The 25,042-nt window shown below is 72.7% G+C and carries 24 protein-coding genes, 1 tRNA gene, 1 other RNA gene and 2 pseudogenes; 20 read left to right on the forward strand and 8 right to left on the reverse strand.

The features are described from left to right. Positions 1 to 505 precede the first annotated feature (505 nt). The 8 genes and pseudogenes from R6Y94_RS03175 (at position 506) to R6Y94_RS03205 (ending at position 5,890) form a co-directional block, all read left to right on the forward strand. On the forward strand, positions 506 to 637 hold the full coding sequence (locus R6Y94_RS03175; RefSeq protein WP_318394224.1) for a hypothetical protein: 132 nt from the start codon (positions 506 to 508) through the stop codon (positions 635 to 637). Beyond that, positions 634 to 891 carry a hypothetical protein gene (locus tag R6Y94_RS03180; protein ID WP_318394225.1) on the forward strand — a complete coding sequence of 86 codons (258 nt, stop codon included), beginning with the start codon at positions 634 to 636 and terminating at the stop codon, positions 889 to 891. Before R6Y94_RS03175 ends, R6Y94_RS03180 begins: the two co-directional genes overlap by 4 nt. A gap of 94 nt (positions 892 to 985) precedes the next feature. Continuing rightward, positions 986 to 1,346: pseudogene (locus tag R6Y94_RS44990) on the forward strand (MFS transporter); the annotation flags it as partial. A gap of 143 nt (positions 1,347 to 1,489) precedes the next feature. Further along, positions 1,490 to 3,463: pseudogene (locus R6Y94_RS03185) on the forward strand (transketolase C-terminal domain-containing protein); the annotation flags it as partial. Between the two features lie 111 nt (positions 3,464 to 3,574). Then, positions 3,575 to 4,012, forward strand: a complete 438-nt coding sequence (locus R6Y94_RS03190) for a DUF3052 domain-containing protein (protein ID WP_318394227.1) — start codon at positions 3,575 to 3,577, stop codon at positions 4,010 to 4,012. Between the two features lie 149 nt (positions 4,013 to 4,161). Continuing rightward, complete coding sequence (locus R6Y94_RS03195; RefSeq protein ID WP_318394228.1) at positions 4,162 to 4,626, forward strand: peroxiredoxin; 465 nt, start codon at positions 4,162 to 4,164, stop codon at positions 4,624 to 4,626. A gap of 127 nt (positions 4,627 to 4,753) precedes the next feature. Further along, positions 4,754 to 4,828 (forward strand) — tRNA-Val (locus R6Y94_RS03200). 363 nt (positions 4,829 to 5,191) lie between these two features. After that, positions 5,192 to 5,890: a DUF4142 domain-containing protein gene (locus tag R6Y94_RS03205; RefSeq protein ID WP_318394229.1), complete on the forward strand. Its 699-nt coding sequence runs from the start codon at positions 5,192 to 5,194 to the stop codon at positions 5,888 to 5,890. Positions 5,891 to 5,962: 72 nt separating this feature from the next. On the opposite strand, the gene R6Y94_RS03210 is transcribed toward R6Y94_RS03205, so the two are convergent. Both R6Y94_RS03210 and R6Y94_RS03215 read right to left on the reverse strand, forming a co-directional pair. Continuing rightward, positions 5,963 to 6,172: a hypothetical protein gene (locus tag R6Y94_RS03210; RefSeq protein WP_318394230.1), complete on the reverse strand. Its 210-nt coding sequence runs from the start codon at positions 6,170 to 6,172 to the stop codon at positions 5,963 to 5,965. Between the two features lie 56 nt (positions 6,173 to 6,228). Continuing rightward, positions 6,229 to 6,552, reverse strand: coding sequence for a zinc ribbon domain-containing protein (locus R6Y94_RS03215; protein WP_318394231.1), 324 nt, complete (start codon positions 6,550 to 6,552; stop codon positions 6,229 to 6,231). 184 nt (positions 6,553 to 6,736) lie between these two features. Between R6Y94_RS03215 and R6Y94_RS03220 the strand changes: the two genes are divergently transcribed. The 3 genes from R6Y94_RS03220 (at position 6,737) to R6Y94_RS03230 (ending at position 11,872) form a co-directional block, all read left to right on the forward strand. Beyond that, complete coding sequence (locus R6Y94_RS03220) at positions 6,737 to 7,255, forward strand: GAF domain-containing protein (RefSeq protein WP_318394232.1); 519 nt, start codon at positions 6,737 to 6,739, stop codon at positions 7,253 to 7,255. Between the two features lie 334 nt (positions 7,256 to 7,589). Next, complete coding sequence (locus tag R6Y94_RS03225) at positions 7,590 to 10,907, forward strand: SNF2-related protein (RefSeq protein ID WP_412102687.1); 3,318 nt, start codon at positions 7,590 to 7,592, stop codon at positions 10,905 to 10,907. Next, complete coding sequence (locus tag R6Y94_RS03230) at positions 10,904 to 11,872, forward strand: SWIM zinc finger family protein (RefSeq protein WP_318394234.1); 969 nt, start codon at positions 10,904 to 10,906, stop codon at positions 11,870 to 11,872. Before R6Y94_RS03225 ends, R6Y94_RS03230 begins: the two co-directional genes overlap by 4 nt. Before the next feature lie 121 nt (positions 11,873 to 11,993). On the opposite strand, the gene R6Y94_RS03235 is transcribed toward R6Y94_RS03230, so the two are convergent. Together R6Y94_RS03235 and R6Y94_RS03240 are read right to left on the reverse strand one after the other, a co-directional pair. Continuing rightward, positions 11,994 to 12,248, reverse strand: a complete 255-nt coding sequence (locus R6Y94_RS03235; RefSeq protein WP_318394235.1) for a DUF3040 domain-containing protein — start codon at positions 12,246 to 12,248, stop codon at positions 11,994 to 11,996. 317 nt (positions 12,249 to 12,565) lie between these two features. Then, positions 12,566 to 13,246 (reverse strand): bifunctional DNA primase/polymerase, encoded by a 681-nt coding sequence (locus R6Y94_RS03240; RefSeq protein WP_318394236.1) that lies wholly within the window; start codon positions 13,244 to 13,246, stop codon positions 12,566 to 12,568. 237 nt (positions 13,247 to 13,483) lie between these two features. Between R6Y94_RS03240 and R6Y94_RS03245 the strand changes: the two genes are divergently transcribed. The 5 genes from R6Y94_RS03245 (at position 13,484) to R6Y94_RS03265 (ending at position 18,281) form a co-directional block, all read left to right on the forward strand. Then, positions 13,484 to 14,716: a helix-turn-helix domain-containing protein gene (locus R6Y94_RS03245; protein ID WP_318394237.1), complete on the forward strand. Its 1,233-nt coding sequence runs from the start codon at positions 13,484 to 13,486 to the stop codon at positions 14,714 to 14,716. Between the two features lie 22 nt (positions 14,717 to 14,738). Next, complete coding sequence (locus R6Y94_RS03250; protein ID WP_318394238.1) at positions 14,739 to 15,308, forward strand: flavoprotein; 570 nt, start codon at positions 14,739 to 14,741, stop codon at positions 15,306 to 15,308. A 130-nt stretch (positions 15,309 to 15,438) separates the two neighbouring features. After that, positions 15,439 to 16,332, forward strand: a complete 894-nt coding sequence (locus R6Y94_RS03255) for a Nif3-like dinuclear metal center hexameric protein (RefSeq protein WP_318394239.1) — start codon at positions 15,439 to 15,441, stop codon at positions 16,330 to 16,332. Further along, on the forward strand, positions 16,329 to 17,069 hold the full coding sequence (locus tag R6Y94_RS03260) for a zinc ribbon domain-containing protein (protein WP_318394240.1): 741 nt from the start codon (positions 16,329 to 16,331) through the stop codon (positions 17,067 to 17,069). The genes R6Y94_RS03255 and R6Y94_RS03260 overlap by 4 nt, the downstream gene beginning before the upstream one ends. A gap of 33 nt (positions 17,070 to 17,102) precedes the next feature. Further along, the gene (locus R6Y94_RS03265; protein ID WP_318394241.1) at positions 17,103 to 18,281 is read left to right on the forward strand and encodes a bifunctional RNase H/acid phosphatase; all 1,179 of its coding nucleotides are present in this window, start codon (positions 17,103 to 17,105) and stop codon (positions 18,279 to 18,281) included. A 77-nt stretch (positions 18,282 to 18,358) separates the two neighbouring features. On the opposite strand, the gene R6Y94_RS03270 is transcribed toward R6Y94_RS03265, so the two are convergent. Further along, entirely contained in the window at positions 18,359 to 19,243 is an 885-nt protein-coding gene (locus tag R6Y94_RS03270) for an alpha/beta hydrolase (protein WP_318394242.1), read from the reverse strand. Between the two features lie 371 nt (positions 19,244 to 19,614). Here R6Y94_RS03270 and R6Y94_RS03275 point away from each other — a divergent pair, with 371 nt between their 5' ends. Then, a complete protein-coding gene (locus tag R6Y94_RS03275) occupies positions 19,615 to 19,863 on the forward strand; it encodes a DUF3311 domain-containing protein (RefSeq protein WP_318394243.1) in 249 nt (82 codons plus the stop codon). 6 nt (positions 19,864 to 19,869) lie between these two features. After that, a complete protein-coding gene (gene mctP / locus R6Y94_RS03280; protein ID WP_318394244.1) occupies positions 19,870 to 21,543 on the forward strand; it encodes a monocarboxylate uptake permease MctP in 1,674 nt (557 codons plus the stop codon). Between the two features lie 314 nt (positions 21,544 to 21,857). Here mctP and R6Y94_RS03285 read toward each other — a convergent pair whose 3' ends face one another. The 3 genes from R6Y94_RS03285 to R6Y94_RS03295 form a co-directional block, all read right to left on the reverse strand. Beyond that, a complete protein-coding gene (locus R6Y94_RS03285; RefSeq protein ID WP_318394245.1) occupies positions 21,858 to 22,670 on the reverse strand; it encodes a sulfite exporter TauE/SafE family protein in 813 nt (270 codons plus the stop codon). A 155-nt stretch (positions 22,671 to 22,825) separates the two neighbouring features. Then, positions 22,826 to 23,200, reverse strand: a complete 375-nt coding sequence (locus R6Y94_RS03290; RefSeq protein ID WP_318394246.1) for an SDR family oxidoreductase — start codon at positions 23,198 to 23,200, stop codon at positions 22,826 to 22,828. After that, on the reverse strand, positions 23,197 to 23,580 hold the full coding sequence (locus R6Y94_RS03295; protein ID WP_318394247.1) for an SDR family NAD(P)-dependent oxidoreductase: 384 nt from the start codon (positions 23,578 to 23,580) through the stop codon (positions 23,197 to 23,199). The genes R6Y94_RS03290 and R6Y94_RS03295 overlap by 4 nt, the downstream gene beginning before the upstream one ends. Before the next feature lie 98 nt (positions 23,581 to 23,678). Between R6Y94_RS03295 and R6Y94_RS03300 the strand changes: the two genes are divergently transcribed. Both R6Y94_RS03300 and rnpB read left to right on the forward strand, forming a co-directional pair. Then, entirely contained in the window at positions 23,679 to 24,296 is a 618-nt protein-coding gene (locus R6Y94_RS03300; RefSeq protein ID WP_318394248.1) for a helix-turn-helix domain-containing protein, read from the forward strand. A 59-nt stretch (positions 24,297 to 24,355) separates the two neighbouring features. Continuing rightward, positions 24,356 to 24,796, forward strand: an RNA gene (gene rnpB / locus R6Y94_RS03305) — RNase P RNA component class A. Positions 24,797 to 25,042 lie beyond the last annotated feature (246 nt).

A 25,042-nucleotide genomic window follows, 5' to 3' on the forward strand; every position in this document is an offset into this window, starting at 1 on the left:
TCACCGCTATGTGTCCGTAACGCTACCGGCGACGCTACAGCTGGGTCGCCGATTCATGAAGCGGCCCGAGAGCTGGACGCGGTGACACGACCTTCCGTCAGCACCCGGTACGGCCGCGCGCCGCGTCCACCAGCCGGGCGCCACCCACCCTCTTTCCGCACCGGGCGGCGCCCACCAGGCGGGCGTGGCGGCCGGTGCCGGGGAGGGCCCGGCCGCCACGCCCTCAGGAGCGAGGGAGGACGACGTTGTTCACGTGGTGGACGCGGTGGCGCGGCCGGCGGGCTGAACGTCGCGCCGCCCCGCAGATCCTGGCCGCCGCCCAGCTCGACGACGCGGCCGAGCAGCGGGCGGCCCGTGAACGGGTCCTCAGGTTGGCCGGCGCCTACTACGACGCGCGCCGACAGGCGGCCCGTGAACGGGCCCGAGCTGCCTGGGCCGCTGACACCCGGTGGGACGGACAGCCCATCATCACGACGGGCCAGCGACGGCAGTATCGGAGTCGGTCGTGAACGGTGTGCTCCGGATCTTCGATCTGATCCTTGCCGGGCTGGCGTGGCTGGCTGACGAACTACACGGGGTCCGCGACTACCGGCGTGAGGCCAGCCGCTGGCGCCGGGTGCCCGGGCCTGACCGATGAGCGGCGGGATCGCCGGGGACTGGAACCCAGCACTGGAGTACGCCGTCGCCCGGCTGGCCCACGATCTGCACCAGCGCGGCGGACGCTGTCTCAACTGCACCCGCGACGGCTGCCGGGTCGACTCCTGGGCGACCGAGGTGCTCCGGCGGGAGCGGGTGGTGCGGATCCTGCTCTCCGGAACGCTGCCGGCCAACGCGACCCTCGACGACATCCGGGCGGCCCTGGCACGTGTTCACGTACCGGAAGGGGGTTAGCCAGTGCCCGGCGGGCCCGCGGAGCTGCGGGTCGTCGCGGACGCCACCGGCGGTTGTGACGTGTCTGAGTGGTCAGGGGTGGCCGGCGTCGGTAATGCTGTCGGACGTGACCACCCCCCAAGATCTCGACGAACGGTTCCGGGAGGCGGTCGGCGCCGTCGAGGTGTCGGCGTCCGGGCGCACGGCCTCCGGGCCGGTCCGGGACGGCGGCACGCTCGATGGCCGGACGGCCCTGGAGCTGTTCGACGCCCAACTGGTCAGCCGGCATCTCGATCTCGCGGCTCGCTGGCTGCGCAGCTTCGGTGAGGGGTTCTACACCATCGGCTCCTCCGGGCACGAGGGCAACGCCGCGGTGGCGCTCGCGGTCCGGCCGACCGATCCGGCCCTGCTGCACTACCGGTCCGGCGCGTTCTACTGTGCCCGGGTCGCCCAGGCCGAGGCCGAGGGCTCCGCTGCCCGGGCCGAGCGGGCCGACGGTGCGGCGCACCGGGTCGGGGTCGCCGAACGGGTGGCCGAGGCGATGCGCGGTCAGGACAGCAACGGCAACTCCGGCGACCGTGGGGACGACGACGGGGCCGTCGCACCGGAGGCGGTCCTCGACGCCGCCCGGGACGTGCTGCGCGGGGTGGTGGCCTCCGCCGACGAGCCGATCGCCGGTGGCCGGCACAAGGTCTTCGGCAACGCGGCCGTCGCCGTCATACCGACCACCTCCACCATCGCCTCGCACCTGCCCCGGGCGGTCGGGATCGGCTTCGCCATCGAACGGCTGCGCCGGCTCGGCGACGGCCGGGGGCGGCCGACCGGTCGACGGGCGGCCGGCGGTGCGGCCTGGCAGCGCGGCGAGGCCGAGTCGGCCTGGCCGAGCGACGCCATCGTGGTCTGCTCGTTCGGTGACGCCTCGGTCAACCACGCCACCGCCGTCGCCGCGTTCAACACCGCCGGCTGGTGCGACCACACCGGGTTGCGTATCCCGGTGCTCTTCGTCTGCGAGGACAACGGGCTCGGCATCAGCGTGAAGTCGCCGGACGGCTGGGTGGCGCAGAGCCTGCGGGCCAAGCCGGGGATCCGGTACTTCTCGGCGGACGGCTGCGACCTGGTCGAGACGTACGACGTGGCGGTCGAGGCGGCCGCCTGGGTGCGCCGGTACCGCCGGCCCGCCGTACTGCACCTGTCCACGGTGCGGCTGATGGGGCACGCCGGGGCGGACGCCGAGATCGGGTACCGCAGCGCCGTCGAGATCGCCCGGGACGTGGCCCGGGATCCGGTGGTGGCCACCGCCCGGTTGCTCGCCGAGGCCGGCCTGGGCACCCCCGAGGAGCTGATCGCCCGCTACGACGAGGTCGGCTGGCAGGTCCGCAAGGTCGCCGAGGAGGTGCTCGGCGAGCGCAAGCTGGACAGCGCGGCGGACATCGTGGCGCCGCTGGCGCCGAGGCGCCCGGTCCGGGTTGCCCGGGCGATCACCGACGCCGCCGGCCGGGCCGCCGGGCCGGGCGCCGCCGCCCGCGGCGCCGCCTTCGACGGCAAGCTGCCGGAGCAGGCCGGCCCGCTCACCCTGGCCCAGACCATCAACGCCGCGCTCGCCGACGGGCTGCTCGACTATCCGGGCATGACCGTCTTCGGCGAGGACGTGGCGGCCAAGGGCGGGGTGTACGGGGTCACCAAGGGCCTGCGGGAGCGGTTCGGCGCCCCCCGGGTCTTCGACACGCTGCTGGACGAGACCTCGATCCTCGGGCTCGGTCTCGGCGCCGGGCTGAGCGGGATGCTGCCGGTGCCCGAGATCCAGTACCTGGCGTACCTGCACAACGCCGAGGACCAGCTCCGGGGCGAGGCGGCGACGATGCAGTACTTCTCCCGGGGCGCCTACCGCAACCCGATGGTGGCCCGGATCGCCGGGCTGGCCTACCAGGACGGGTTCGGCGGGCACTTCCACAACGACAACTCGCTGGCCGTACTCCGGGACGTTCCGGGGCTGGTGCTCGCGGTGCCGGCCCGGGCCGACGACGCCGCCCCGATGCTGCGCTCCTGCCTGGCCAGCGCGGCGGTCGACGGCAGCGTCTGCGTCTTCCTGGAGCCGATCGCGCTCTACCACACCCGGGACCTGCACGCCGAGGGCGACGGGGAGTGGCTCGCGCCCTACCTCGGGCCGGGTGGCTGGACGGCCAGCCACGTCCCGATCGGCCGGGGCCGGGTGTACGGCGTCGGCTCGGCGGAGGACGTCACGATCATCACGTTCGGTAATGGTGTTCGCATGTCCCTGCGGGCCGCCGCCAAGCTGGCCGAGGAGGACGTCGGCGTCCGGGTGCTGGATCTGCGCTGGCTGGCTCCGCTGCCGGTGGCGGACATCATCCGGGAGGCCCAGGCGACCGGCCGGGTGCTGGTCGTGGACGAGACACGCCGGTCCGGCGGGGTCGGTGAGGGAGTGGTGGCGGCGTTGGTCGATGCCGGTTTTGTCGGATCTGCCCGTAGGGTAGCTTCTATCGATACCTTTGTCCCGTTGGGTCCGGCCGCCCGTCACGTACTGGTCTCCGAAGAGGCCATTACCCAGGGTGCCCGAACGCTGCTGGCACGGTAAATTCCCTTCGACTCGGTGCGCCACTTGCGCGCGACGGGACAACTGTGTGGACTTTGCGTCATCGGCGTCGCACGGATGCCGCTGGCAGTGGAGATGAGGAGGCACGTGACAGTGAGCGCGACCGCTGGTCAGGCCGCCGACGGCGTACGGAGTCTGGCGGACCGGTTCGGCATCGAGCCGGGGATGGTCGTCATGGAGATGGGCTACGACGACGACGTCGACCAGGATCTCCGGGAGGCCCTGACCGATCGCTGCGGAGAGCTGGTGGACGAGGACACCGACGAGGTCGTGGACTCGGTGCTGCTCTGGTACCGGGACGGCGACGGTGACCTGTTCGAGATGCTCGTCGACGCCCTCGGCCCGCTGGCTGACAACGGCGTGGTGTGGCTGTTGACGCCCAAGGCCGGGCGGGAGGGCCACGTCGAGCCGAGCGAGATCAGCGAGACGGCGGTCACCGCCGGCCTCCAGCAGACGTCGACCGTCAACGCCGGCAAGGACTGGAGCGGCGCGCGACTGGTCCTCCGCCGGGGTGCCAAGGCGAAGAAGTAGCCCGGGCGGCGACACGGGTACCGTCCCGCCCCGGACGGTGCTCGTGGCCAGACCCGTCCCGGACGGTGCTCCCGGTGGGCACCCGCACGACCGTACCGGCCGATCCCGCATGATCAGCCGGTCGGTGCCGCACGACCAGGGAGGACCACATGCCGATCGACGTCGGTGCCCAGGCGCCGGACTTCGTGCTGAAGGACCAGAACAACCAGCGGGTGCGCCTGGCCGACCTGCGGAGTCGGCGGGTGGTGCTGCTCGTCTTCTATCCGCTGGCGTTCACCGGCACCTGTCAGGGGGAGCTGGCCGAGCTGCGGGACAACCTCGACGAATACCAGAACGACGACGTGCAGGTGCTGACGGTCAGCGTCGACTCGGTGTACGCGCACAAGGTCTGGGCCGACCGGGAGGGCTACCAGTTCCCGATGCTGGCCGACTTCTGGCCGCACGGGGCGGTGGCGAAGGCGTACGGCGTCTTCAACGAGACGGCGGGGTTCGCCGACCGGGGCACCTTCGTGATCGACAAAACCGGTACGGTGCGCTTCGCCGAGTGCAACGGGCCCGGTGAGCGGCGCGACCAGGCGGGTTGGCGCAAGGCCCTGGCCGCGGCGCGGGACTGAGTCGGCACCGGAGCCGACCGGGGCGGGGGCGGCCGCTGTCGCGGACACCCGGATCGGCGAACTGGGTGGAGCGGGTGCCGGGGCGGCAGGGTAAGCTTGCCGCCGCCGGTAGGCCGTCAGGCGCTCCGGGCGCGTAGCTCAGTGGGAGAGCACTCGCCTTACAAGCGAGGGGTCGCAGGTTCGAAACCTGCCGCGCCCACCACCGATCCTCCTTCTCTTCACCCGAGGTCTCACCTGTTGTCAACGCCGGGCTGCGGATCGTGGTCGACCGGCTCGAATCCCGGTGTGCCGTCGACCGCCAGCCGCACCGGCCGCCGGCCCGAACTCCCGAGCCCGGAAACCGCAGGTCTTTCCGCACGCACGCCTCCGCGGCCACCGGGGCCGCCGCTACCCGCCGGTATAGGTTTCCTTTAAATGTGGCCTAAGCTTCGCTCTGTTCGGACGTCCGAGATTGACTCATAAGCGTGCATCGCAATAGCGTCCTGGCCGACAACTCCATTGCCACTCTGGCGCCGCTTTCTGGGAGGTTGAGTACGTGGCCACGGCCCGATCTGCGGTAAAGGCAATGCGCCGGACGGCTGCTCTGCTGGCTGGCCTGGTCGTCGGACTGCTCGTGCTGCCTGGGGCGGCGATCGCCGCCCCGGCCGGGCCGACCCAGCTCGGCGCCGCCGACATAGCCCTGTTCAACGGGGTACGGCTGGCCGGGCTCTGGGAGATGCCGGCCGGGAAGATGGCGGCCGAGAAGGGTGACAGTGCCCGGGTCCGGGAGATCGGGGCCGAGATCGCCAACCAGCACGTGGAACTGGACCAGCTCACCGTCGAGGCGGCGAACAAGCTCGGCGTCCAGTTGCCCACCGACCCGACAGCCCAGCAGAAGGGCTGGCTCGACGAGATGACGAACGCCTCCGGGGCGCGGTTCGACCGGATCTTCGTGGACCGGCTGCGGGCGGCGCACGGCGCGATCTTCCCGGTGATCGGTGCGGTCCGGGCCGGGACCCGGAACGAGACCGTACGCAAGCTCGCCGAGCAGGCCAACGGCTTCGTGCAGACCCACATGACCCTGCTGGAGAGCACCGGCCTGGTGCGCTACGCCGAACTTCCCCCGGTGGTGGTGCCCGTCCCGCAGGACAACTCGCTGGCCGCCAACGCCAAGGCGAACGCGGAGTTCGGCACCGGCCTGAACACCACGGTCATCTGGGCGGTACTGCTCGGTGCGCTGGCCCTGGGCGGCATCGCCACGGTCCGGGTGTTCCGGGGCAAGTAGCGGGCGACCCCACGAAGTAGCGGGCGACGGCACGCCGGGCCGGTACGCGGCTCAGGGCGGGCCGGAACCGGTTCAGGAGGGGGCCGGCCCGCGCCACCGGTACAGCCAGGGCGGCCCCTCTCCGACTACCGCCTCCAGCTCGTAGATCTCGGCCCGGGCGAGTCCGCCGTCGATCAGGTGGTGGTGGGTGAGCGGCGGACGGCCGTGCACGTCGAGGTCGACGATCACGGTGCCGCCGTCACCCACACCACCGACCAGCGGGATCTCCGTGGTGGCCTCCATGTGGCCATCCTGCCGCCGGAGCCGGCCCCGCGCAGCGGATCGGCGTACCCGGTCGGTCACCGCCACTGGTAGTGCAGATCGGCGACCCGCACCCCGATGCTGACCCGGGCCAGTAGGGCGGTCAGCAGCGCCTGTCGCCGGTCCTGCGGCACGTCCCGGGCCGCGTCCCCGTACGTCGCCGCGACGTGCGCCCAGACGGCCTGCTCGGTTTGCTCGGCCGGGATCCAGGGGCGGGGGCACTGCCGCCGCGGGCAGCCGTAGTAGCGACGCCCGCTCGACGAGAAGGACGGGATCAGCAGTTCGTCGCAGGGCCCGCAGGAGATCAGCCCGCGCAGCAGGTAGCGCCCTGGCGTGGCCCGCTTCACGATGGGGAAGTCCATGGTCACCGCCTCGCTCGTGATGCCGACGCATCCATGCCTGTCGTCATCTTCTCCGTTAGTACGGCTCGCGGGGCGGAACTGTTCGATTCGTGACTGGGGTAAGGCCGAAAATCACCAGGAACTCCCGCCCGGGCGGTCGCGGATATTCGCTCTGCCAGGGCGGTCGAGCCCATACTCTGCCGGAATGACGCCAGACGAACTGATCGCGGTCGTCGCCTCCCTCGCCGACGGAGATGGCGGCACCGGCGCGGGCGGACCCGACGGGATCACCGGTACGGCGGTCGCCGACGACGACACCGGGCGCCGGAGTGCCCAGATCGCCGCCGCTCTCCGGAGCCAGACCGGGCACCGGTGGGTCGGGGTCTACCGGGTGACCGGGACCGAGGTGCGGATCCTCGGCTACTCCGGACCGGGTGAGCCGGCGTACCCGACGTTCCCCCCGACCAGCGGGCTGACCGGTACGGCCGTGGCGACCGGCCGCAGCGTGGTGGTCGACGACGTGACCGCCGATCCGCGCTACCTCACCGTGTTCGGCACCACCCGTTCCGAGCTGGTCGTGCCGGTGTTGCACCCGCGCACCGGTGCCGTACTCGGCACGCTCGACCTGGAGAGCGAGCACCTCGCCGCGTTCGGCGCGGCCGAGCGGGAACTCCTGGAGCGGTGCGCGGCGGCCATCACCCCGCTGTACGGCGTCGACCGCTAGCCGGATGCCGGCGTGGGCCCGCCCGCCGTGCCGGGCGGGGTGCTAGAAAGGGATCCGCCCGCTGACCCCACGGCCGAGAAGGGACCTGTGCGTGCTGGTCGTCCATGCCCTGTGGCTGGCCGGTGGTCGGCTCGCGGTGTGGGGGGAGGACTCCACACTGCCTGTCCGGCCGCCGCGCCGGCCCGGCCGCCCGCCCCGGCACCGGCCGCACCCGTTCGCGGCGGGACATGCCGGGCTGGCCGGTACGCTCGGCGAACTCGCCGCGAAGGCGACCACCGGCAGTGCCCTGCTCGCCCTGCCCACCCGGGCCGGCGCACCCGTCGACTCGGCCGAGCTGGTCCGGACCGAGCCGGTCGAGTCGGGCCGCGGCCCGGTCGGCCTGGCGCCGTGGCGGGTGCCGGTGCTGGAGTACGACGCCGACCACGCGCTGCCGGTGCTGCTCGCCTTCGGTGAGGGCGAGCCGCTCGCCGGACGGGAGGCGCCCGCCCGCCGGGAACGGCCCACCCGTCGGCGCTCGCCCGCCGGCCCAACCACCGCCCCAGCGCAGTCTGCCGGCCAGGAGCCGTCTGCCGGCCAGGAGCCCGACGGGGCGGGCCCGCCGGTCCGGGGCGCGTCGCTGCGCCACCTCGCCGGGCTGGCCGAGTTCGCGGTCGAGCTGGTGCGGCGGGGCCGGACCCTGCCCGGCCTCTCTGTGCCGACCACGCCCGGAGGTGCTGCCACCCGCGCGGATGACAGCTCGGCCCGCCCCGGCGCGGCGGCCAGCCCCGGCAGTCCACGCGGCTCCGATCGCCCCGGCCGCTCCGATCGCTCGGCCGGCTCGGCCCGGGCCGTGTGGCGACCGCTGCTGACCGGGGCCGATGCCGGCTGGGCCCGCGCGTTGACCATGGCACTGCCGCCGGCGGCCCGCGCCGCGCTCGACCCGCCCGCGGCCGGGGCCACCGCACCGGACGACACCAGCGGGCCGGCAACCACCCGACCGGACGGCGGCACCGGGTCGGGAGCGGTCCCGCCCGGCGACGCTCCCGGTCCGAGCGGCTCGGCGGCGGCCACCGTCGTGGACGCCCTGGACGCGCTCACCGACGCCGCCGCCCGGACGGCCCTGGAGGGGGTACGGCTGATCGGGGCCGGTCGGGCCGGCGCCGCCGACGCCGCCGTACGGGCCTGGCTCCGGGCGCTGACCGGGCGGCAGCGGGATTTCACCGCGGCGCCGGAGGCACTGGCCGGACTGGACGGCGAGCTGCGCGCCTGGCAGCGGGATGCCGCCGGTAGCCCGGTACGGGCCTGCTTCCGGCTCGTCGAGCCGCCCGCGCCGGTCGAATTCGACGTGGCACCGACCGAGGCGGACGAGCCGACCGGGCTGACCGAGGCGGGCGAGCGCACCGAGGCCGCCGGAATGACCGGGCTGACCGAGACGGGCGAGCGCACCGAGGCCGCCGGGCTGGCCGGGGCGGAGGGGCTGACGGGGCTGGCCGGGGCGGCGCAGCGCTGGCGGGTGGAGTTCGCGCTCCAAGCGGCCGACGAGCCGAGCCTGGTGGTCGGGGCGGACCGGATCTGGGCGGCCCGGGGCGACCTGCGGGCGCTGGCCCGGCACCTGGCCGCCCCGCAGGAGACCCTGCTGACCGAGCTGGGCCGGGCGAGCCGGCTCTGGCCGGAGTTGAACGACGCGCTGCGGACAGCCGCGCCGGAGGCGTTGGAGCTGGACACCGAGGGAGCACACCGGTTCCTCCGGGACGGCGCGCCGGTGCTGCACGCCGCCGGGTTCGGAGTGCTGCTCCCCTCCTGGTGGCAGCGTCCGGGTGCCCGGCTCGGTGCCCGGTTGCAGGCCAAGACCCGTACCGCGCCGGGGACGGTCGCCTCGCGCAGCGCGCTGGGCATGGAGGCGCTGGTCGACTACCGGTGGGAGCTGGCGCTCGGCGACCAGCCACTGTCCGCCGCCGAGCTGCGGGCGCTGGCCAAGCTGAAGACACCGCTGGTCCGGCTGCGCGGTCAGTGGGTGGAGCTGGACGCGAAGCGGCTCGCCGCCGGGCTCAAGCTGCTCCGCGCGGGTGGCGAGCTGACCGTCGGAGACCTGCTCCGGCTGGGACTGGCCGCGCAGGACGATCCGGAGGCGCTGCCGGTGCTCGGGGTCGGCGCCGACGGCCCGCTCGGGGACCTGCTCGCCGGGCAGGCCGAGCGGCACCTCACGCTCAGGGACGCGCCGGAGTCGTTCCGGGGCACGCTGCGGCCGTACCAGCAGCGCGGGCTGGCCTGGTTGGCTTTTCTCCAGTCGCTCGGCCTCGGCGGCATCCTCGCCGACGACATGGGGCTGGGCAAGACCATCATGATGCTCGCGCTGCTCGCCGGTGACCCGCCGGAAGCCGGTCCGACCCTGCTGGTCTGCCCCATGTCGCTGGTCGGCAACTGGCAGCGCGAGGCGGCCCGGTTCGCCCCGGAGCTGCGGGTGCACATACACCATGGCGCGGAACGGCCGCGCGGGGCGAAGTTCGCCGCAGCGGTGCGGGAGGCGGACCTGGTGCTCACCACCTACTCGCTGGCGGCCCGGGACGCCGCCGCGCTGGCCGAGGTCGACTGGCACCGGATCGTGGTGGACGAGGCGCAGTCGATCAAGAACGCCGCGACCCGGCAGGCCGCCGCGGTCCGGTCGCTGCCCGCCCGGCACCGGGTGGCGGTCACCGGTACCCCGGTGGAGAACCGCCTCGCCGACCTCTGGTCGATCATGGAGTTCGCCAACCCCGGGCTGCTCGGCGCCGCCGCAGCCTTCAAGAAGCGGTACGCCGAACCGATCGAGCGGCACGGCGACGACGAGGCGGCGGCCCGGCTGCGCCGGATCACCGGCCCCTTCGTGCTGCGCCGGGTGAAGACCGACCGGTCGATCATCACCGACCTGCCGGAGAAGCTGGAGATGGAGGTGCTCTGCAACCTCACCCGGGAGCAGGCGTCCCTCTACCAGGCTGTGGTCGACGACATGATGGCCAAGATCGAGTCGAGCGAGGGCATCGAGCGGCGCGGGCTGGTGCTGGCCACGATGACCCGGCTCAAGCAGGTCTGCAACCACCCCGCCCAGGTACTCCGGGACGGCTCGGCGCTGCCCGGCCGCTCCGGCAAGCTGGCCCGGCTGGAGGAGATCCTGGACGAGGTACTGGCAGCCGGCGAGAAGGCACTGATCTTCAGCCAGTACGCCGAGTTCGGCGGGATGCTCCGGGCCCACCTCGCCGCCCGGTTCGGCCGCGAGGTGCTCTATCTGCACGGCGGCGTCGGCAAGGCGGACCGGGACGCGATGGTGGCCCGGTTCCAGGAGTCGGCCGGAGACGGTTCGGCCGGGCCGGCCCTCTTCGTCCTCTCCCTCAAGGCCGGCGGCACCGGGCTGACCCTGACCGCCGCCAACCACGTCATCCACGTCGACCGGTGGTGGAACCCGGCGGTCGAGGACCAGGCCACCGATCGGGCGTTCCGGATCGGCCAACGCCGCGCCGTGCAGGTACGCAAGTTCGTCTGCGCCGGCACCGTGGAGGAGAAGGTGGCCGCGATGATCGCCGAGAAGCGGGGGCTGGCCGTGCGGATCGTCGGCAGCGGCGAGCAGTGGCTCACCGAGCTGTCCACCTCGGAACTGCGCCAGCTCTTCGCCCTGGAGAGCGGGGCGGTGGTCGAATGAGCGACTTCTCGGAGTACGGCCGCCCGCGCAAGGTCGACGGCGGGCTGCGGGCGCGTACCGCCAGGGGGGCGATCGGGCGGTCGTGGTGGTCCCGCCGCTTCCTCGACGTACTCGAGTCCTTCGCGCTGGGCACCCGGCTCACCCGGGGCCGCTCGTACGCCCGCGCCGGGCAGGTCGTCTCGCTCGACGTGGCACCGGGCAAGGTGACCGCCGTGGTGCAGGGCTCCCGGCCGGAGCCGTACCAGGTGTCGATCCGGTTCCGGCCGCTGGCCGAGCGGGCCTGGACCCGGCTGGAGACGCTGCTCGCCGCGCAGGCGCTGTTCAGCGCGCGGCTGCTGGCCGGCGACGTACCGCCGGAGCTGGAGGCGGTCTTCGCCGAGGCGGGTGCGCCGCTCTTCCCAGCCGGCGTCGACGAGCTGACGCAGCGCTGCGACTGCCCCGACTTCGCCGTGCCGTGCAAGCACCTGGCCGCCACCTTCTATCTGCTCGCCGAGGCGTTCGACGCGGATCCGTTCCAACTGCTGCACTGGCGGGGACGGGACCGCGAACGGCTACTCGCCCGGCTGCGGGCGCTGCGCGGCGCCGACTCCGGTGGCGGGGCGGCCGAGCGGGACACCGGCCCGGGGCGCGGTCGCCGGTCGGCGGGCCGGCGACGGGCGCGTACCGGTACGTCCGACGCCGACGATGCCGCGCTGCCGGTTCCGGTCGGTTCCCGTCCGGTCGAGCCGCCGCCGGTCGGTGTCGGGCTGGCCCTCGCCGACCTGCCCGCCGAGCCGCTGACCGGGATGCTCGACCGGTTCTGGGTCGCCCCGGTGCCGCTGCCGGCCCGCGCGCCCACCCTGGCGACCGAACCGGAACTGGTGCTGCGCCAGCTCGGTCCGCCGGGTGCGGCGATCGGCGGTCCCGGCCTGACCGAGCGGCTCCGCCGCGCCTACACGCGGTTCGGCGACGGCGACCCGGACTGACCGAGCCGCACACCGCACCGGGCCGACCACACCGGCCCGGGCCCGTGCCGCCCGACCGCCTGCTGACCCGCGGCTCACCTCGGCCGGCCACCGCCGGAGACGGTGCCCCGCCGTCGCCGGGTCACCGGATCCGCCGGGCCTGCCACATCAACAGCGTGGCCGCGACCAGGACCGCCGGGGCGATCGCGACGGCCAGCCAGCCGCCGAGTACGACCAGGGCCGGCACGGTGGCCCAGAGTACGAAGGTCAACACGAGTATCAGCCGAGCGCGCCGCAGTTTGCCCCGGTCGCCCAGCCGGGCGACGAACTCGGGATCGGTTATCCGGAGCTGGTGCGTGATCTCGTCAAACCGGCGCTGATCCTCTTTGCTGAGCATGGCGTGGGCCCTTTCCTCAGGCGTCAACCAGTCCGGTGCCGGATTACCCGGTCCGGGGCCGCTCTCACGCTGCTCGTGCCCCTGCTACCGGCCCCGCGCGTCGCCCCGGACCGCCCACGCGGTTGCCGTCCGGCTCGGCCCGTGCTGAGCCGGACGCGGGCTTTCGACCTGTCGAACACGCCGGCGTCCCTCGCGGCCGGATTCGCCCGCGGGATGCCTTCTGGCGTCTCCGGGACGGCCCGTCGCCCGGTGGGCGGTCCGGACGGCGGGACGGTGTTCCGGCTTCAGGTGCAGTCGGGAACCCGACGACCCGGGCGTCAGTAACCCCGGCGCGGGGCGGGCAGGTGCGCCGGGAAGAGCGGCTCGGGCAGGGCCGGTGCGACGGCCTCCAGCGCCTCGACGATCAGCTCCTGGACGCCGTACGGGTCGGCCAGGCGCCAGCGGGTCTCCTCCGGGGACACCACCCAGCGCACCGTTCCCTCCGGCAGCCGGGTCGGCGGGGCCGGAATCCACGAGCCGCCGCCGTGCCGGACCACGTAGAGGCTGTGCTCCAGTTCGGGCCGGAGCGGCTCGCCGGGGCGTACCAGGAGCATCCACCGGCCGCCCGGCGTGACCGCGACCGGCCCGCGGACCTGGCCGGAGACGCTGCCGAACAGCCGGGGCCGGGCCTGTTCCAGCGCGTACCGCCCGAGGTAGGTCGGGACCTCCAGCACGTCGAAGGCGCGGCCGGTGGCCAGCAGGATCGAGTGCGGGCGGAGGCGCCACCAGGTGGCGACCCGGGCCGGGTCGGCGGTGGCGCTCTGCTCCCACTGCTCCAGCGCGGGATGGCAGCCGGTGGTCGGGCAGCCGGCCCGGCCACAGACGAACCGGTGCCGGGCCAGACAGGCGCCGGGGGTGACCTGCCAGCCGTGCGCGGCGTAGCGGACCGCGATCCGGCGCAGCCGGACCCGGTCGAGCTGGGCGAAACGGACCGAACGTGGACGGACTTTCTCCCACATTTCTGCGAACCCCCTACATTTATTGATCTCGGCCAGTTATGCAGGTCGAAGCCCGTCACTGGCGTCTGACGCGGTCGTTTGTCCGGGCAGACAGCCGCAAGTGCATCGAAAGCTACGAGCGGCCGTCTCCGGAGTGACGTACATGCTGTGCGACCAGCACAGACGTGAGTCGCACCCCGTTTTCGCAACGGCGCGGGCCCCCTGACCGGACCGCCGACGCAGAAAGGAGGGCCGGACGTGGACGAACTGCCGATCGGGCGTCGCGTCGCCTACTGGCGCGGTCGCCGCAAAATGTCGCAGCAGGTCTTCGCCGATCGGCTCGGAAAGTCGAAGAGCTGGGTGGACAAGGTCGAGCGGGGCGTACGCCGACTGGACAAGTTCTCGGTGCTGTACGAGATCGCCGACGTACTCCAGCTCGATGCCCAGCTTCTACTCGGCAAGGCGCCGGAACGCCGGGCCGACGGGCTCACCTGCATCGACGAGGTGGAGGTCGAGGAGATCCGCTCCGCCCTGGAGCGGTACGACTCGATGAGTTCGTTCTTCACCACCACGCCGCAGCCGCCCTCGCTGGCCGAGATGACCAAGTCGGTGAACCACGCCTGGCTGACGTACCAGTACGCCCGGTACGGCGTGCTGACCCGGGCGCTGCCGAAGCTGCTCCGGGACGCCCAGGCGCTGGACAGCGTGACCGGCGGTGACGACGCCGGCAAGGCGGCCCACCTGCTCGGGCAGGTCTACCAGATCGCCTCGTCGGCGCTGCGCAAACTCGGCGAGTACGAGTTGGCCTGGCTCGCCGCCGACCGGTCGATGGCGGTCTCCCAGCGGGCCGACGACCCACTGCTGGCCGGGGTGGCCACCTACCGGGTCGGCAACGCCCTGCTGGCGCTCGGCCGGGCCCGGCCGGCGCTGGAGGTGAACGTGAGCGTCGCCAACCGCCTCGCGCCGGGCGGCAGCAACGAGGCCGGGCCGGACCGGCTCTCCGTCTACGGGATGCTGCTGTTGCAGGGGGCGATGGCGGCTGCCCGGATGGGCGACAACAACACGGTCAAGGACCTGGTCAACGAGGCCGAGGGGGCGGCCGACCGGCTCGGCAGCGACCAGAACCACTACTGGACCAGCTTCGGCCCGACCAACCTGGAGCTGCACCGCGCGGCGGCGGCGGTGGAGTTGGGCGAGGGTGGGAACGCGGTGCATACCCACGAGCGGCGGATCATGCGGCGGGAGGGGTTCAACGCGCTGCTGCCGGAGCGGCGGGCGCACCACATGCTGGACCTGGCCCGCGGGTTCGCCCAGATCGGCGACCTGGACCGGGCGGGCGAGGCGCTGGTCGACGGCGACCGGCTGGCCCCGTCCGAGATCCGCTGCCGGCCGATCGCGCACGAGGTGATGTCGAACGTGTTGCGTCGCACACGGGGTGCGCCGCCCGCGCCGATTGCGGAGTTGGCTGAGCAGATGGGAGTAGCCGTATGACGGCGGTACAGGGGAGCGTCCGGTGACGGAGTCGACCGGGTCACGGGTGCTGTACGTGCTCGCCTGCGGTTCGCCGCTGGCCCGGCACGTCGGCCGGCTGGTGACCTGCGCGCAGCGCGACGGCTGGGACGTCTGCGTGGTGCTGACCCCGGACGGGACGAAGTTCGTCGACGTACCGGCGTTGAGCCGGCAGACCGGGCATCCGGTGCGGTCGACGTACAAGAACCCTGGCGATCCGGACGTGCTGCCCGACGCGAATGCCATGATCGTCGCTCCGGCAACGGTTAACACGATCAACAAGTGGGCCGCCGGGATAGCCGACACCCTCGCCCTCGGGTTGCTGGTCGAGGGACTCGGCAAGGGACTGCCGATCGTGGCGATGCCGTTCACCAACGCCGCGATGGCGGCCCACCCGGCCTTCCTGACCAGCCTTGCCCGGCTGCGGGACTGGGACGTCACGGTGCTCTTCGGCGACCACGTCGTGCCGCTGCACCCGCCGGGCACCGGGGAGCGCTACCTGGAGAGGTTCCCCTGGGAGATGGCGGTGACCGCGCTGCGGGCCAGGCTCTCGGTCAGCGGCCAGCTCGGCTGAGCCCGGCGGGGTCCGGCCCGGCCTCCACCCGCGACCGGGTGGGGGTGGGAGCGGTGCCGTGGCACGTCCGGCGGTGCCGGGAGCGACGGTCGGCGCCGCGGCCGGCCGGACGCCGGTAAGCTGGGCCGCCGTGGGTACATCCGGATCTCCGGCCGTCAGCGTGGCCGATGTCGTGGCAGCGCTGGACCAGCGCTATCCGCCGGCTTGGGCCGAAGGGTGGGACCGGGTGGGCCTGGTGGTCGGTGAGTCGTCCGCACCGGTACGCCGGGTCTGCTGCGTCGTGGACGTGGTGCCGGAGACCGTCGCCGAGGCGCTCGGGTACGGCGCCGACCTGATCGTCGCGCACCATCCGCTGCTGCTGCGCGGGGTCTCGTCGGTGGCCGCGACGACGTACAAGGGCCGGATCGTGCACCAGTTGATCAAGAACGACGTGGCCCTGTACGTGGCGCACACCAATGCCGACGTGGCCAACCCGGGGGTCTCCGACGCGCTCGCCGCCCGGCTCGGCCTGACCGACCTGCGCCCGCTGCGCCCGGCCGACCCCGCCGGTCCGGCCGCCGGAGTGGGGCGGGGCTTCGGGCGGATCGGCCGGCTGCCGGAGCCGACGACGTTGGCCGAGTTCACCGGGTACGCGGCCCGGGCGCTCCCGCCGACCGCCTGGGGCGTACGCGCCGCCGGCGACCCCGGGCGGACGATCTCGACCGTCGCGGTCAGCGGCGGGGCCGGTGACTCCTTCCTCGGCGACGCCCTCGGGGCCGGTGTCGACGCCTTCCTCACCGCCGACCTGCGGCACCATCCGGTCAGCGAATATCTCGCCGAGCAGGGGCCGGCGCTGCTGGACGCCGCGCACTGGGCGACCGAGCGGCCCTGGCTCGACGATCTGGCCGCGCACCTGCGCGAGCGGCTGGGCGTGCAGACCCTGGTGTCCGATCTGGACACCGACCCGTGGACGGTGCAGGCGGCGTCTCCGGTACCACCCGTGCTAACCCCCGCATCCTCCGTGGACAAGGAGTCCCAGCGATGAAGGCCGATCCGAAAGATCAGCGCCGCCTGCTCGACCTACAGGCGATCGACACCGGGCTCGCCCAGCTCGCGCACCGGCGTCGTACGCTGCCGGAGCACGCCGAGCTGGAGGCGCTGGCCCGGGAGCTGTCCGCGCTGGAGGACGAGCGGGTCCGGGCCCAGGTGGCGGTGGACGACCTGGACCGGGACATCGCCCGGCTGGAGCGGGATGTCGAGCAGGTGCGGATCCGCAAGGACCGGGACCAGGCCCGGTTGACCGTCGGCTCGGGGCCGGCCCGCGAGTTGGAGGCGTTGCAGCACGAGCTGGCCTCGCTCAACCGCCGGCAGACCGAGCTGGAGGACGCCGAGCTGGAGCTGATGGAGCAGCGGGAGACCGCACAGGGCGTACTCGACGGAATCGAGCAGCGGTTGGCGGCGGCCCGGCAGCGGCGCGCGCAGACCGAGGAGCGGCGGGACCAGGCCCTTGCCGAGATCGGCAAGGAGGAGGAGTTCAAGGCCGGCTCGCGGCAGCCGCTCGCGGCCGACCTCCCGGCCGACCTGCTCGCGCTCTACGACAAGATCCGCGAGTCGTCGGGCGGACTCGGCGCGGCCCTGGTCGCCGGTGGGCGCTGCGGCGGCTGCCGGCTGGAGCTCTACGGTGCGGACCGGGCCCGGATCAAGGCCGCCGCCCCGGACGAGGTGGTGCGCTGCGAGGAGTGCCGCCGCATCATGGTGCGTACCGCCGAGTCCGGGCTGTGACCGGGGTCGGCGGCGGGATCGGGGGGTGGACCCGTGCCGGGTCGTAAGGTCGTGGTGGAGGCGGATGGCGGCGCCCGGGGCAATCCCGGCCCGGCCGGCTACGGCGCGGTGGTCCGGGACGCCGGCAGCGGCGAGGTGCTGGCCGAGCGTTCCGAGTCGATCGGCGTCGCCACCAACAACGTCGCGGAATACCGTGGCCTGATCGCCGGGCTGGAGGCCGCCCGCGAGGTGGGTGCGTCCGGGGTCGAGGTGCGGATGGACTCCAAGCTGGTGGTCGAGCAGATGGCGGGCCGCTGGCAGATCAAGAACCCGGGACTGCGTCCGCTCGCCGCGCAGGCGGCCGGGCTGGTCCGGAAGTTCGACTCGGTGACGTACACCTGGATTCCCCGGGAGCGCAACCGGCATGCGGACGCGCTGGCGAACGCGGCGATGGACCTGGCCGCCGGCAAGGTGCCGGAGGCCGCCCGGAACAGCGCGGCCGAGCCGGCGGCCGCGCCGCCGTCCGACGCGACGGGGCGGGCGGTGGCGCATGAGGTCGCCGCGCAGGGGTCGACGGCGAAGAGTTCCTGGGAGCCGCGCCCGGCGGAGACCGCCACCCGGTTGCTGCTGCTCCGGCACGGCGAGACGGAGTACACCGCGAAGGGCCGCTACTCGGGCCGGGGTGACGTGCCGCTCTCCGACCGGGGCCTGGCCCAGGCCGGCGCGACGGCCCGGCGGGTGGCCGGGCTGGTCGACCAGGTCGCGGCCGTGGTCAGCTCGCCGCTGTCCCGGTGTACGTCGATGGCCGGCATCGTCGCCGGTGGGCTCGGCGGGGTCCCGGTGGTGGTCGAGCCGGATCTGATCGAGTGCGACTTCGGCGAGTGGGAGGGGCGCACCTTCGCCGAGGTACGCGAACGCTGGCCCGCCGAGCTGGACGCCTGGCTGGCATCGCCGGCCGTGGCTCCGCCCGGCGGGGAGTCCTTCGTCGAGGTCGGCACCAGGGTCAGCCGGGCGATGGCCAAGTTGTTGGCCGGTTACCCGGGGGAGACCGTGGTGGTGGTCTCGCACGTCTCGCCGGTGAAGATCGCGCTCCGCGACGCGCTCGCCGCGACCGACGCCTTCCTGCACCGGCTCTATCTCGACCCGGCCGGCCTGTCCCTGTTGGACATCTGGCCGGACGGCGGCATGGCGGTACGGACCGTCAACGACACCGCCCACCTGACCGGCATCTGACCGTGATCCCGGCCCGGTCCGACCGCGGTCGGACCGGACCGGGCCGGGATATCGCGTCGTGCCGGGCCGAAGCCCGGTCAGTGCGGGTCGGCGAGGGTCCGGGGCTCGTCGGTGAGGAAGGTGAGCACGGTCTTGACGAACCGGGCCGGGTCGTCGAGCCAGGGGAAGTGGCTGGCACCGTCCTGCACCACGGTCTCGGCGTTCGGGAAGAGCGCGGCGAGCGCCCGGGCCGCCTCCGGGGTGGGTGCCGGGTCCAGTTCGCCGGCCACGACCAGCACCGGGGCGTCGAGTCCGGCCAGTGCGGCGCGGACCGCGGCGGTGTCCGGGGCGAAGCCGTCGTAGAACCCGGTGGACGGCGCGTCCGGCCGTTCCTCCGGCTCGGCCTCGGCATGTGCCCGGGCCCGCTCGTCCCATCGGCCGTACGCGAACGGCGCGGCGCCGCTGCGCAACGGGTTCACCTCGTCCGGCCCGGCGCCCCGGCCCGCCGCCTCCTGCCAGGCGTCCATCGCCGCCTTCGCCTCCGGGTACCACCACTGGGTGGCGCGGGCGGCCACCGCCTCGGCGAAGCCGACCGTCTCCACCCCGACCGAGCGCAGGCCCGGGGTGACGAGTACCAGCCGGGACAGCCGGTGCGGATGCCGGGCCGCGTAGAGTTCCGCGAGGTTGCCGGCGGCCGAGTGGGCGAGCAGGTCCATCCGGTCCAGTCCGAGGTGGACCCGGAACGCCTCGACGTCGTCGACCAGCCGCTCGCACCGGTAGCTCGCCGGGTCCTCGGGGACGGCCGACTCGCCACTGCCCCGGAGGTCGAGCCTGAGCAGGGTGCGGTCCCGGGTCAGTCCACCGAGGTCGCCGAGATAGCTCGACGCCCGGGCCGGCCCGCCGGGCAGGCAGACGATCGGCGGCCCGGACCCGAGTACGTGGTACGCGAGTGCGGTGCTGTCGTACGAGGGAAATCGCGGCACCCGGCCAGCATGGCAACCGGCCGACCCCCGATCAAGAGCAATCGTCGTACTTCGATGTATTATTTGCCCTGATAGGGCCGTTTAGCGCGACCTTATTCTGGTCGTTGATCACCATTCGGCGCACCGTGCTTGCCGTTGGGCGCACCGGTCCGGTTCCGTCGAGGTGACCGCCGTCACTCTGCCCTAACCTCCGGCGTCACACGTAGGTCAACGACGACACGTCACGAAAAGTTCACTGACGGCCAGGCGCAACCAGGCGGGTCACCAGGCCGAGCGCAGCGAGGAGACGGCATGAGCGAGCGCAGCGAGCGAATCATCGGACTCAGCGCGGATGTGCCTCATGGCGGTACGGAGCGGAGCGGAGTGCCGGCATGAGCGAATCTGAGACGTCGGCGGCGCCAGCCGGCGAGGTGGTGGCGAGAGCGCGGGCAAAGGACCACAGCCCGTGGAACTGGCTGCTCTTCCTGCCGATCGTGGTGCCGTTGATCACGCCGCTGTTCAACGCCGACTCACCCCGGCTGTTCGGCTTTCCGGTCTTCTACTGGCTCCAGTTGGCCTTCATCCTGCTCGGGGTCGGCACCACGACCGTGGTGTACCAGATGACGAAGAAGCGGGGGTGACCGACGGTGTGGCAGGACCATCTCACTGAGATCATCATCTTCACGCTGCTGTTCCTGCTGGTCAGCGGGATGGGCTTCGTCGCGGCCCGGTGGCGGGCGCCGAGCGACATGGCGCACCTCGACGAGTGGGGCCTTGGCGGGCGCAGCTTCGGCGGCTGGATCACCTGGTTCCTGGTCGGCGGCGACCTCTACACGGCGTACACCTTCGTGGCCGTACCGGCGTTGCTGTTCGGGGCCGGGGCGGCCGGGTTCTTCGCGGTGCCGTACACGATCATCATCTATCCGCTGGTCTTCCTGGTGCTGGTCCGGCTCTGGTCGGTCTCGCACCGGCACGGCTTCGTCACCCCGGCCGACTTCGTCCGGAAGCGCTTCGACTCGCCGACCCTGGCGCTGATCATCGCGATCACCGGCATCGTCGCGACCATGCCCTACATCGCGCTCCAGTTGATCGGCATCGAGGCGGTGCTCAAGACGATGGGGGTCAGCGGGGAGAGCGCCATCGCCCGGCACCTGCCGATCATCATCGCCTTCGCCATCCTGGCCGCCTACACCTACCAGTCCGGGCTGCGGGCACCGGCACTGATCGCATTCGTCAAGGACTCGCTGATCTACATCGTGATCCTGGTGGCGATCATCTACCTGCCGTACAAGCTCGGTGGCTGGGGGAGCATCTTCGACGCGGCGGACGCGAAGTTCGACGCGAGCCCGTCACCGAACGACGGCATCACGCTCAACGCCAACAACCAGTTGCAGTACATCACCCTGGCCCTCGGCTCGGCGCTGGCGCTCTTCCTCTACCCGCACAGTCTCACCGGCGTACTGGCCAGCCGGAGCCGGGACGTGATCAAGCGGAACATGTCGGCGCTGCCGGCGTACAGCCTGCTGCTGGGCCTGATCGCCCTGCTCGGGTACGCCGCCATCGCCGCCGGGGTGACCCCGTTGCCGGGCGCGACCGAGGGCACCGTGGACAACAACACGGTGGTGCCGCTGCTCTTCGAGCAGCAGTTCCCGAGCTGGTTCGCCGGGATCGCGTTCGCCGCGATCGGGATCGGCGCGCTGGTGCCGGCCGCCATCATGTCGATCGCGGCAGCCAACCTCTTCACCCGGAACATCTACAAGGAGTACCTGCGCAAGGACGCCACCGCTGCCCAGGAGGCGAACGTCTCCAAGATCACGTCGCTGGTGGTGAAGATCGGTGCGGTCGCCTGCATCGTCTTTCTCGACCCGCAGTTCTCGATCGACCTCCAGCTCATCGGCGGGGTCATCATCCTGCAGACGCTGCCGGCCGTCGCCCTCGGCCTCTACACCCGGTGGTTCCACCGGGGCGCGCTGGTCGCCGGCTGGATCGCCGGCATGGGCCTGGGAATGTGGATGCTCTACCAGATCCCGAACCCGGCGAGCAAGCGGGCGCACTTCGGTGGGTCCGCGTTCCCGCTGGAGAAGCTCGGCTTCGACGGCTCGACCAAGACCATCTATGTTGGCCTGGTCGCGGTCGCGGTCAACCTGCTGGTCGCGGCGATCGTCACGCTGATCCTCCGGGCCGCCAAGGTCGCCGACGGGGTCGACGGGACCGAGCAGGACGACTACTTCGCCGACGAGGGCGACCCGCGGCTCGTACCCAGCCCGAGGGAGTCGGCCGAGGTGGCCGGCGAGCCGGTCGAACCCGCCCCGAAGGTCTGACCGGGCCGACACACACCGACACCAACCACCCCGTCCGCGGGGGATCCCCGTGGCCAGGGCAGGCAACCCGAGATTCGGGTACGCCGACCTGGCCACGGGGATCTCTTGTCCGGCGCCGATCGGCGGGTGTTGATAGCGTCGGGGAGCGACGACGAGCCGACCCGGACCGGAGGTGTGGCAGATGCTCGAGATGCTGCTGGTCGGCGCTTTCGGCCTGCTGGAGGTGGCGTTCTTCGGCTGGATGCTGACCGAGGTCCGACGGCGCTATCCCGCCCGGCGCGGGCGCTGAGCCGCCGTCCCGCCGGAGGCCGGGGTCAGCTCCAGGAGCGGTAGAGCAGCAGCAGGCCGATTGCCGTACCGAAGAGCACGATCACGGTCTTGAGTACCTCGGGCGCCAGCCGGCGGACGAGCCGCGCGCCCGCGTACCCCCCGATGATGGTCGCGGGGGCGACCACCGCGACGGCGGTCCAGTCCACCGGGCCGAACGCGGCGAAGGCGACGATCGTGGTCAGCCCGACCACCGCGGAGAGCAGGTTCTTGATCGCGCTGATCCGGGTCAGCGTCTCGTCCAGCACCAGCGCCAGCCCGGCCACCAGCATGACCCCGAGCGCGGCGCCGAAATATCCGCCGTAGACCGCGCCGACCACGACCATGGTGTGCAGCCCGAGGCTCTGCCGGGAGGCGTTCCGCACCGCCGTCCGGCCGGAGGCGGCGAAGCCGGAACCGGTCGGGGCGGGTCGGCCGCCGCTCTCTCTGATGAGCCGGCGAAGCTGGTCCTGGAACGCCAGCACGGCGGTCGCGCCCAGCACCAGGAACGGTACGGCCAGTTCGAACGCCCGGGCCGGGGTGGAGAGCAGCAGCGCGCAACCGGCGGCGGTGCCCAGCACGGTGCCCGGGACCAGCCGGCGCAGCCACCGCCGGTCCGGCAGGTCGGCCCGGCTGCCCCACACGCTGGCCAGGTAGCCGGGGCAGACCGACATCGAGTTGCTCACGTTGGCCGGGATCGGTGGCAGCCCGATCGCGATCATGGCCGGAAAGGTGATGAGCGAGCCGCCCCCGGCCACCGCGTTGACTGTGCCCGCGGCGAGCCCGGCAGCGAGCAGCAGCAGCGCCTCGGGAAAATCCATAGCCTGTCGAGGCTAATCGGCGGCGTTCCCGACCTCTCGGTGGCCTGCCGGTCCGTCCCGCCGTCAGCTACTTCCGGGAACGGCCGCCAGGCCACCACGGCCGGGGGGAACAGGGCCGGGATGCCCTGCTCCGTCCCCCGTCACGGCAGGATCACCTATGGACGCAGACCGCCCGAGGCGAGCAGTACCTCGCCGGTCACCCACCCGGCGGCGGGCGAGGCCAGGAAGGTCACTACCGGGGCGACGTCCCCGACCTGCCCCAGCCGACCGAGCGGGGTCGCCGCGACCAGTTCGTCGAGGTACGAGCTGCCGATCAGGCCGTGTGAGTGACCTCCCTCGGTCTCCGTGCCGCCCGGGCCGACGGCGTTGACCCGGATGTGGCGGGGGCCGAGCTCCTTCGCCAGTACCCGGGTGATCGCCTCCACCGCGCTCTTGGTGGCCGTGTAGATCATCTGGTTGGGCTGGGACAACTGGACGGCGGTCGAGCTGATGTTGACCACGCTTCCACCGTCCGGGCCGAATCGTTTCACCGCTTCCGGGTCGCCAGGATCACGCCCAGCACGTTGGTGTCGAACTGGTGGTGGAAGTCGTGCTCGGTCACCGCTTCGAGCGGGCCGAACTCGTACACGCCCGCGTTGTTCACCAGGATGTCGAGCCTGCCGAACTGGTTGACGGCCCGATCGAACATCGCCGCCAGGTCGTCCGGCTTCCGTACGTCCGCGGCCACCGCGACCGCCGTACCACCCAGGGCGGCGATTTCTGCCACGACCCGGTCGGCCCGCTCGGTGTCACCAGGGTAGTAGTTGACCACCACCGCCGCTCCGGCGGCCGCGAGGTCCTTCGCTATGCCGGCCCCGATGCCTTGTGCCGCTCCCGTGACGACAGCGACCTGCCCGGAGAGTGTGCCCATGACATGTCCTTCCCGATAGAAGCGGACTCCGGTCCGCTTTTCATCTCTCGAAACGGACTGTGGTCCGGTTCTGTTCCCGCTCTGGCTAGGCTGCGACTGTGACGTCACCCGCAACCGCCCCTGACCCCGGACTCCCGCTCGCCGGCCGGCCCGCGGCGGAGCGCGTCGACGCGGCCCGCAACCGCGTACGCCTGCTGGACGCCGCCGCCAGGCTGGTGCGGGAGCGAGGAGCCGAGCACATCACCATGGAGGCGGTGGCGAACGCGGCCGGCGTGGGCAAGGGCACCGTCTATCGCCGGTTCGGTGACCGCGCCGGCCTCATGTTCGCCCTGCTCGACCACGCCGAACGCACCTTCCAAGAGGACTTCCTGTCCGGCCCGCCGCCACTGGGTCCGGGGGCGCCGTCCCGGGAACGTCTGGCGGCCTTCGGGGTCGCCACGATCCGGCACCAGATCCGCTATCTCGACCTCTATCTGCAGGCCGAACCGAAACTGGCCCGCCAGTACAGCCCGCATCCGCCGTACGAGGTGCGGACCCTTCACCTGGCGAGCCTGCTACGGGCGGCGGGCGTACCGGGCGACCTCGACCTGATCGCCGAGCTGCTCAGCAGCTATCTCGGTACGCCGTTCCTCAACCGGCTGCACAGCCACCGGCGCGTCCCAGCGGAGCGGATCGAGGCGGGCTGGCTGGATCTGGTCGATCGCCTGGGGGGCTGAGCGGCGGCGGCCCGGTGGATCGCTCTTCGGGATCATCGCTACCATTGGTACGCGACGGACGAGTCGACCGGGCGGTCGCGTCGGCGAGCGCGAGCCCGCCGCCGAGGAACGTCCGGACTCCACAGGGCAGGGTGGTTGCTAACGGCAACCCGGGGTGACCCGCGGGAAAGTGCCACAGAAAACAGACCGCCAACCGGGGTGGTTTACACGGAAACGCGTGGATCGACCGGTTCGGTAAGGGTGAAACGGTGGGGTAAGAGCCCACCAGCATCCCGGGTGACCGGGATGGCTCGGTAAACCCCACCCGGAGCAAGGCCAAGAGAGGGCCATCGCCGAAAGGCAACGGCCCGCGCAGGCGTTCGAGGGCTGCCCGCCCGATGCCTGCGGGTAGGCCGCTGGAGCCTGCCGGCAACGGTAGGCCGAGATGGATGACCGCCGCCGGCGCCACCGGCAACGGTGCGTGCCGGGCACAAAATCCGGCGTACAGGTCGACTCGTCCGTCGTACCCAAGGTCACGGCTCTGATCATGGCCGTGACCTGCTTCTTTGTCTGGTGTCGTTGGTTGACCTTGGTCAGTGTTGGGCGGCATCTGACGGCCCGGCGACGGCCCAGACGGCCCAGAGACGGCCCGGGAGAGGCTGCTTCCCGCTCAGTTGATATCTCGTCTGCCGTGCCGTGCGGTGGGCTCAGCGGCGGCCTGGTCTCCTGGACGGTGCGCGACGCGGGGGCGGACGTCGGGCACGTCC

The sequence above is a fragment of the Plantactinospora sp. KLBMP9567 genome, from assembly GCF_033446045.1.
Taxonomy (GTDB): domain Bacteria; phylum Actinomycetota; class Actinomycetes; order Mycobacteriales; family Micromonosporaceae; genus Plantactinospora.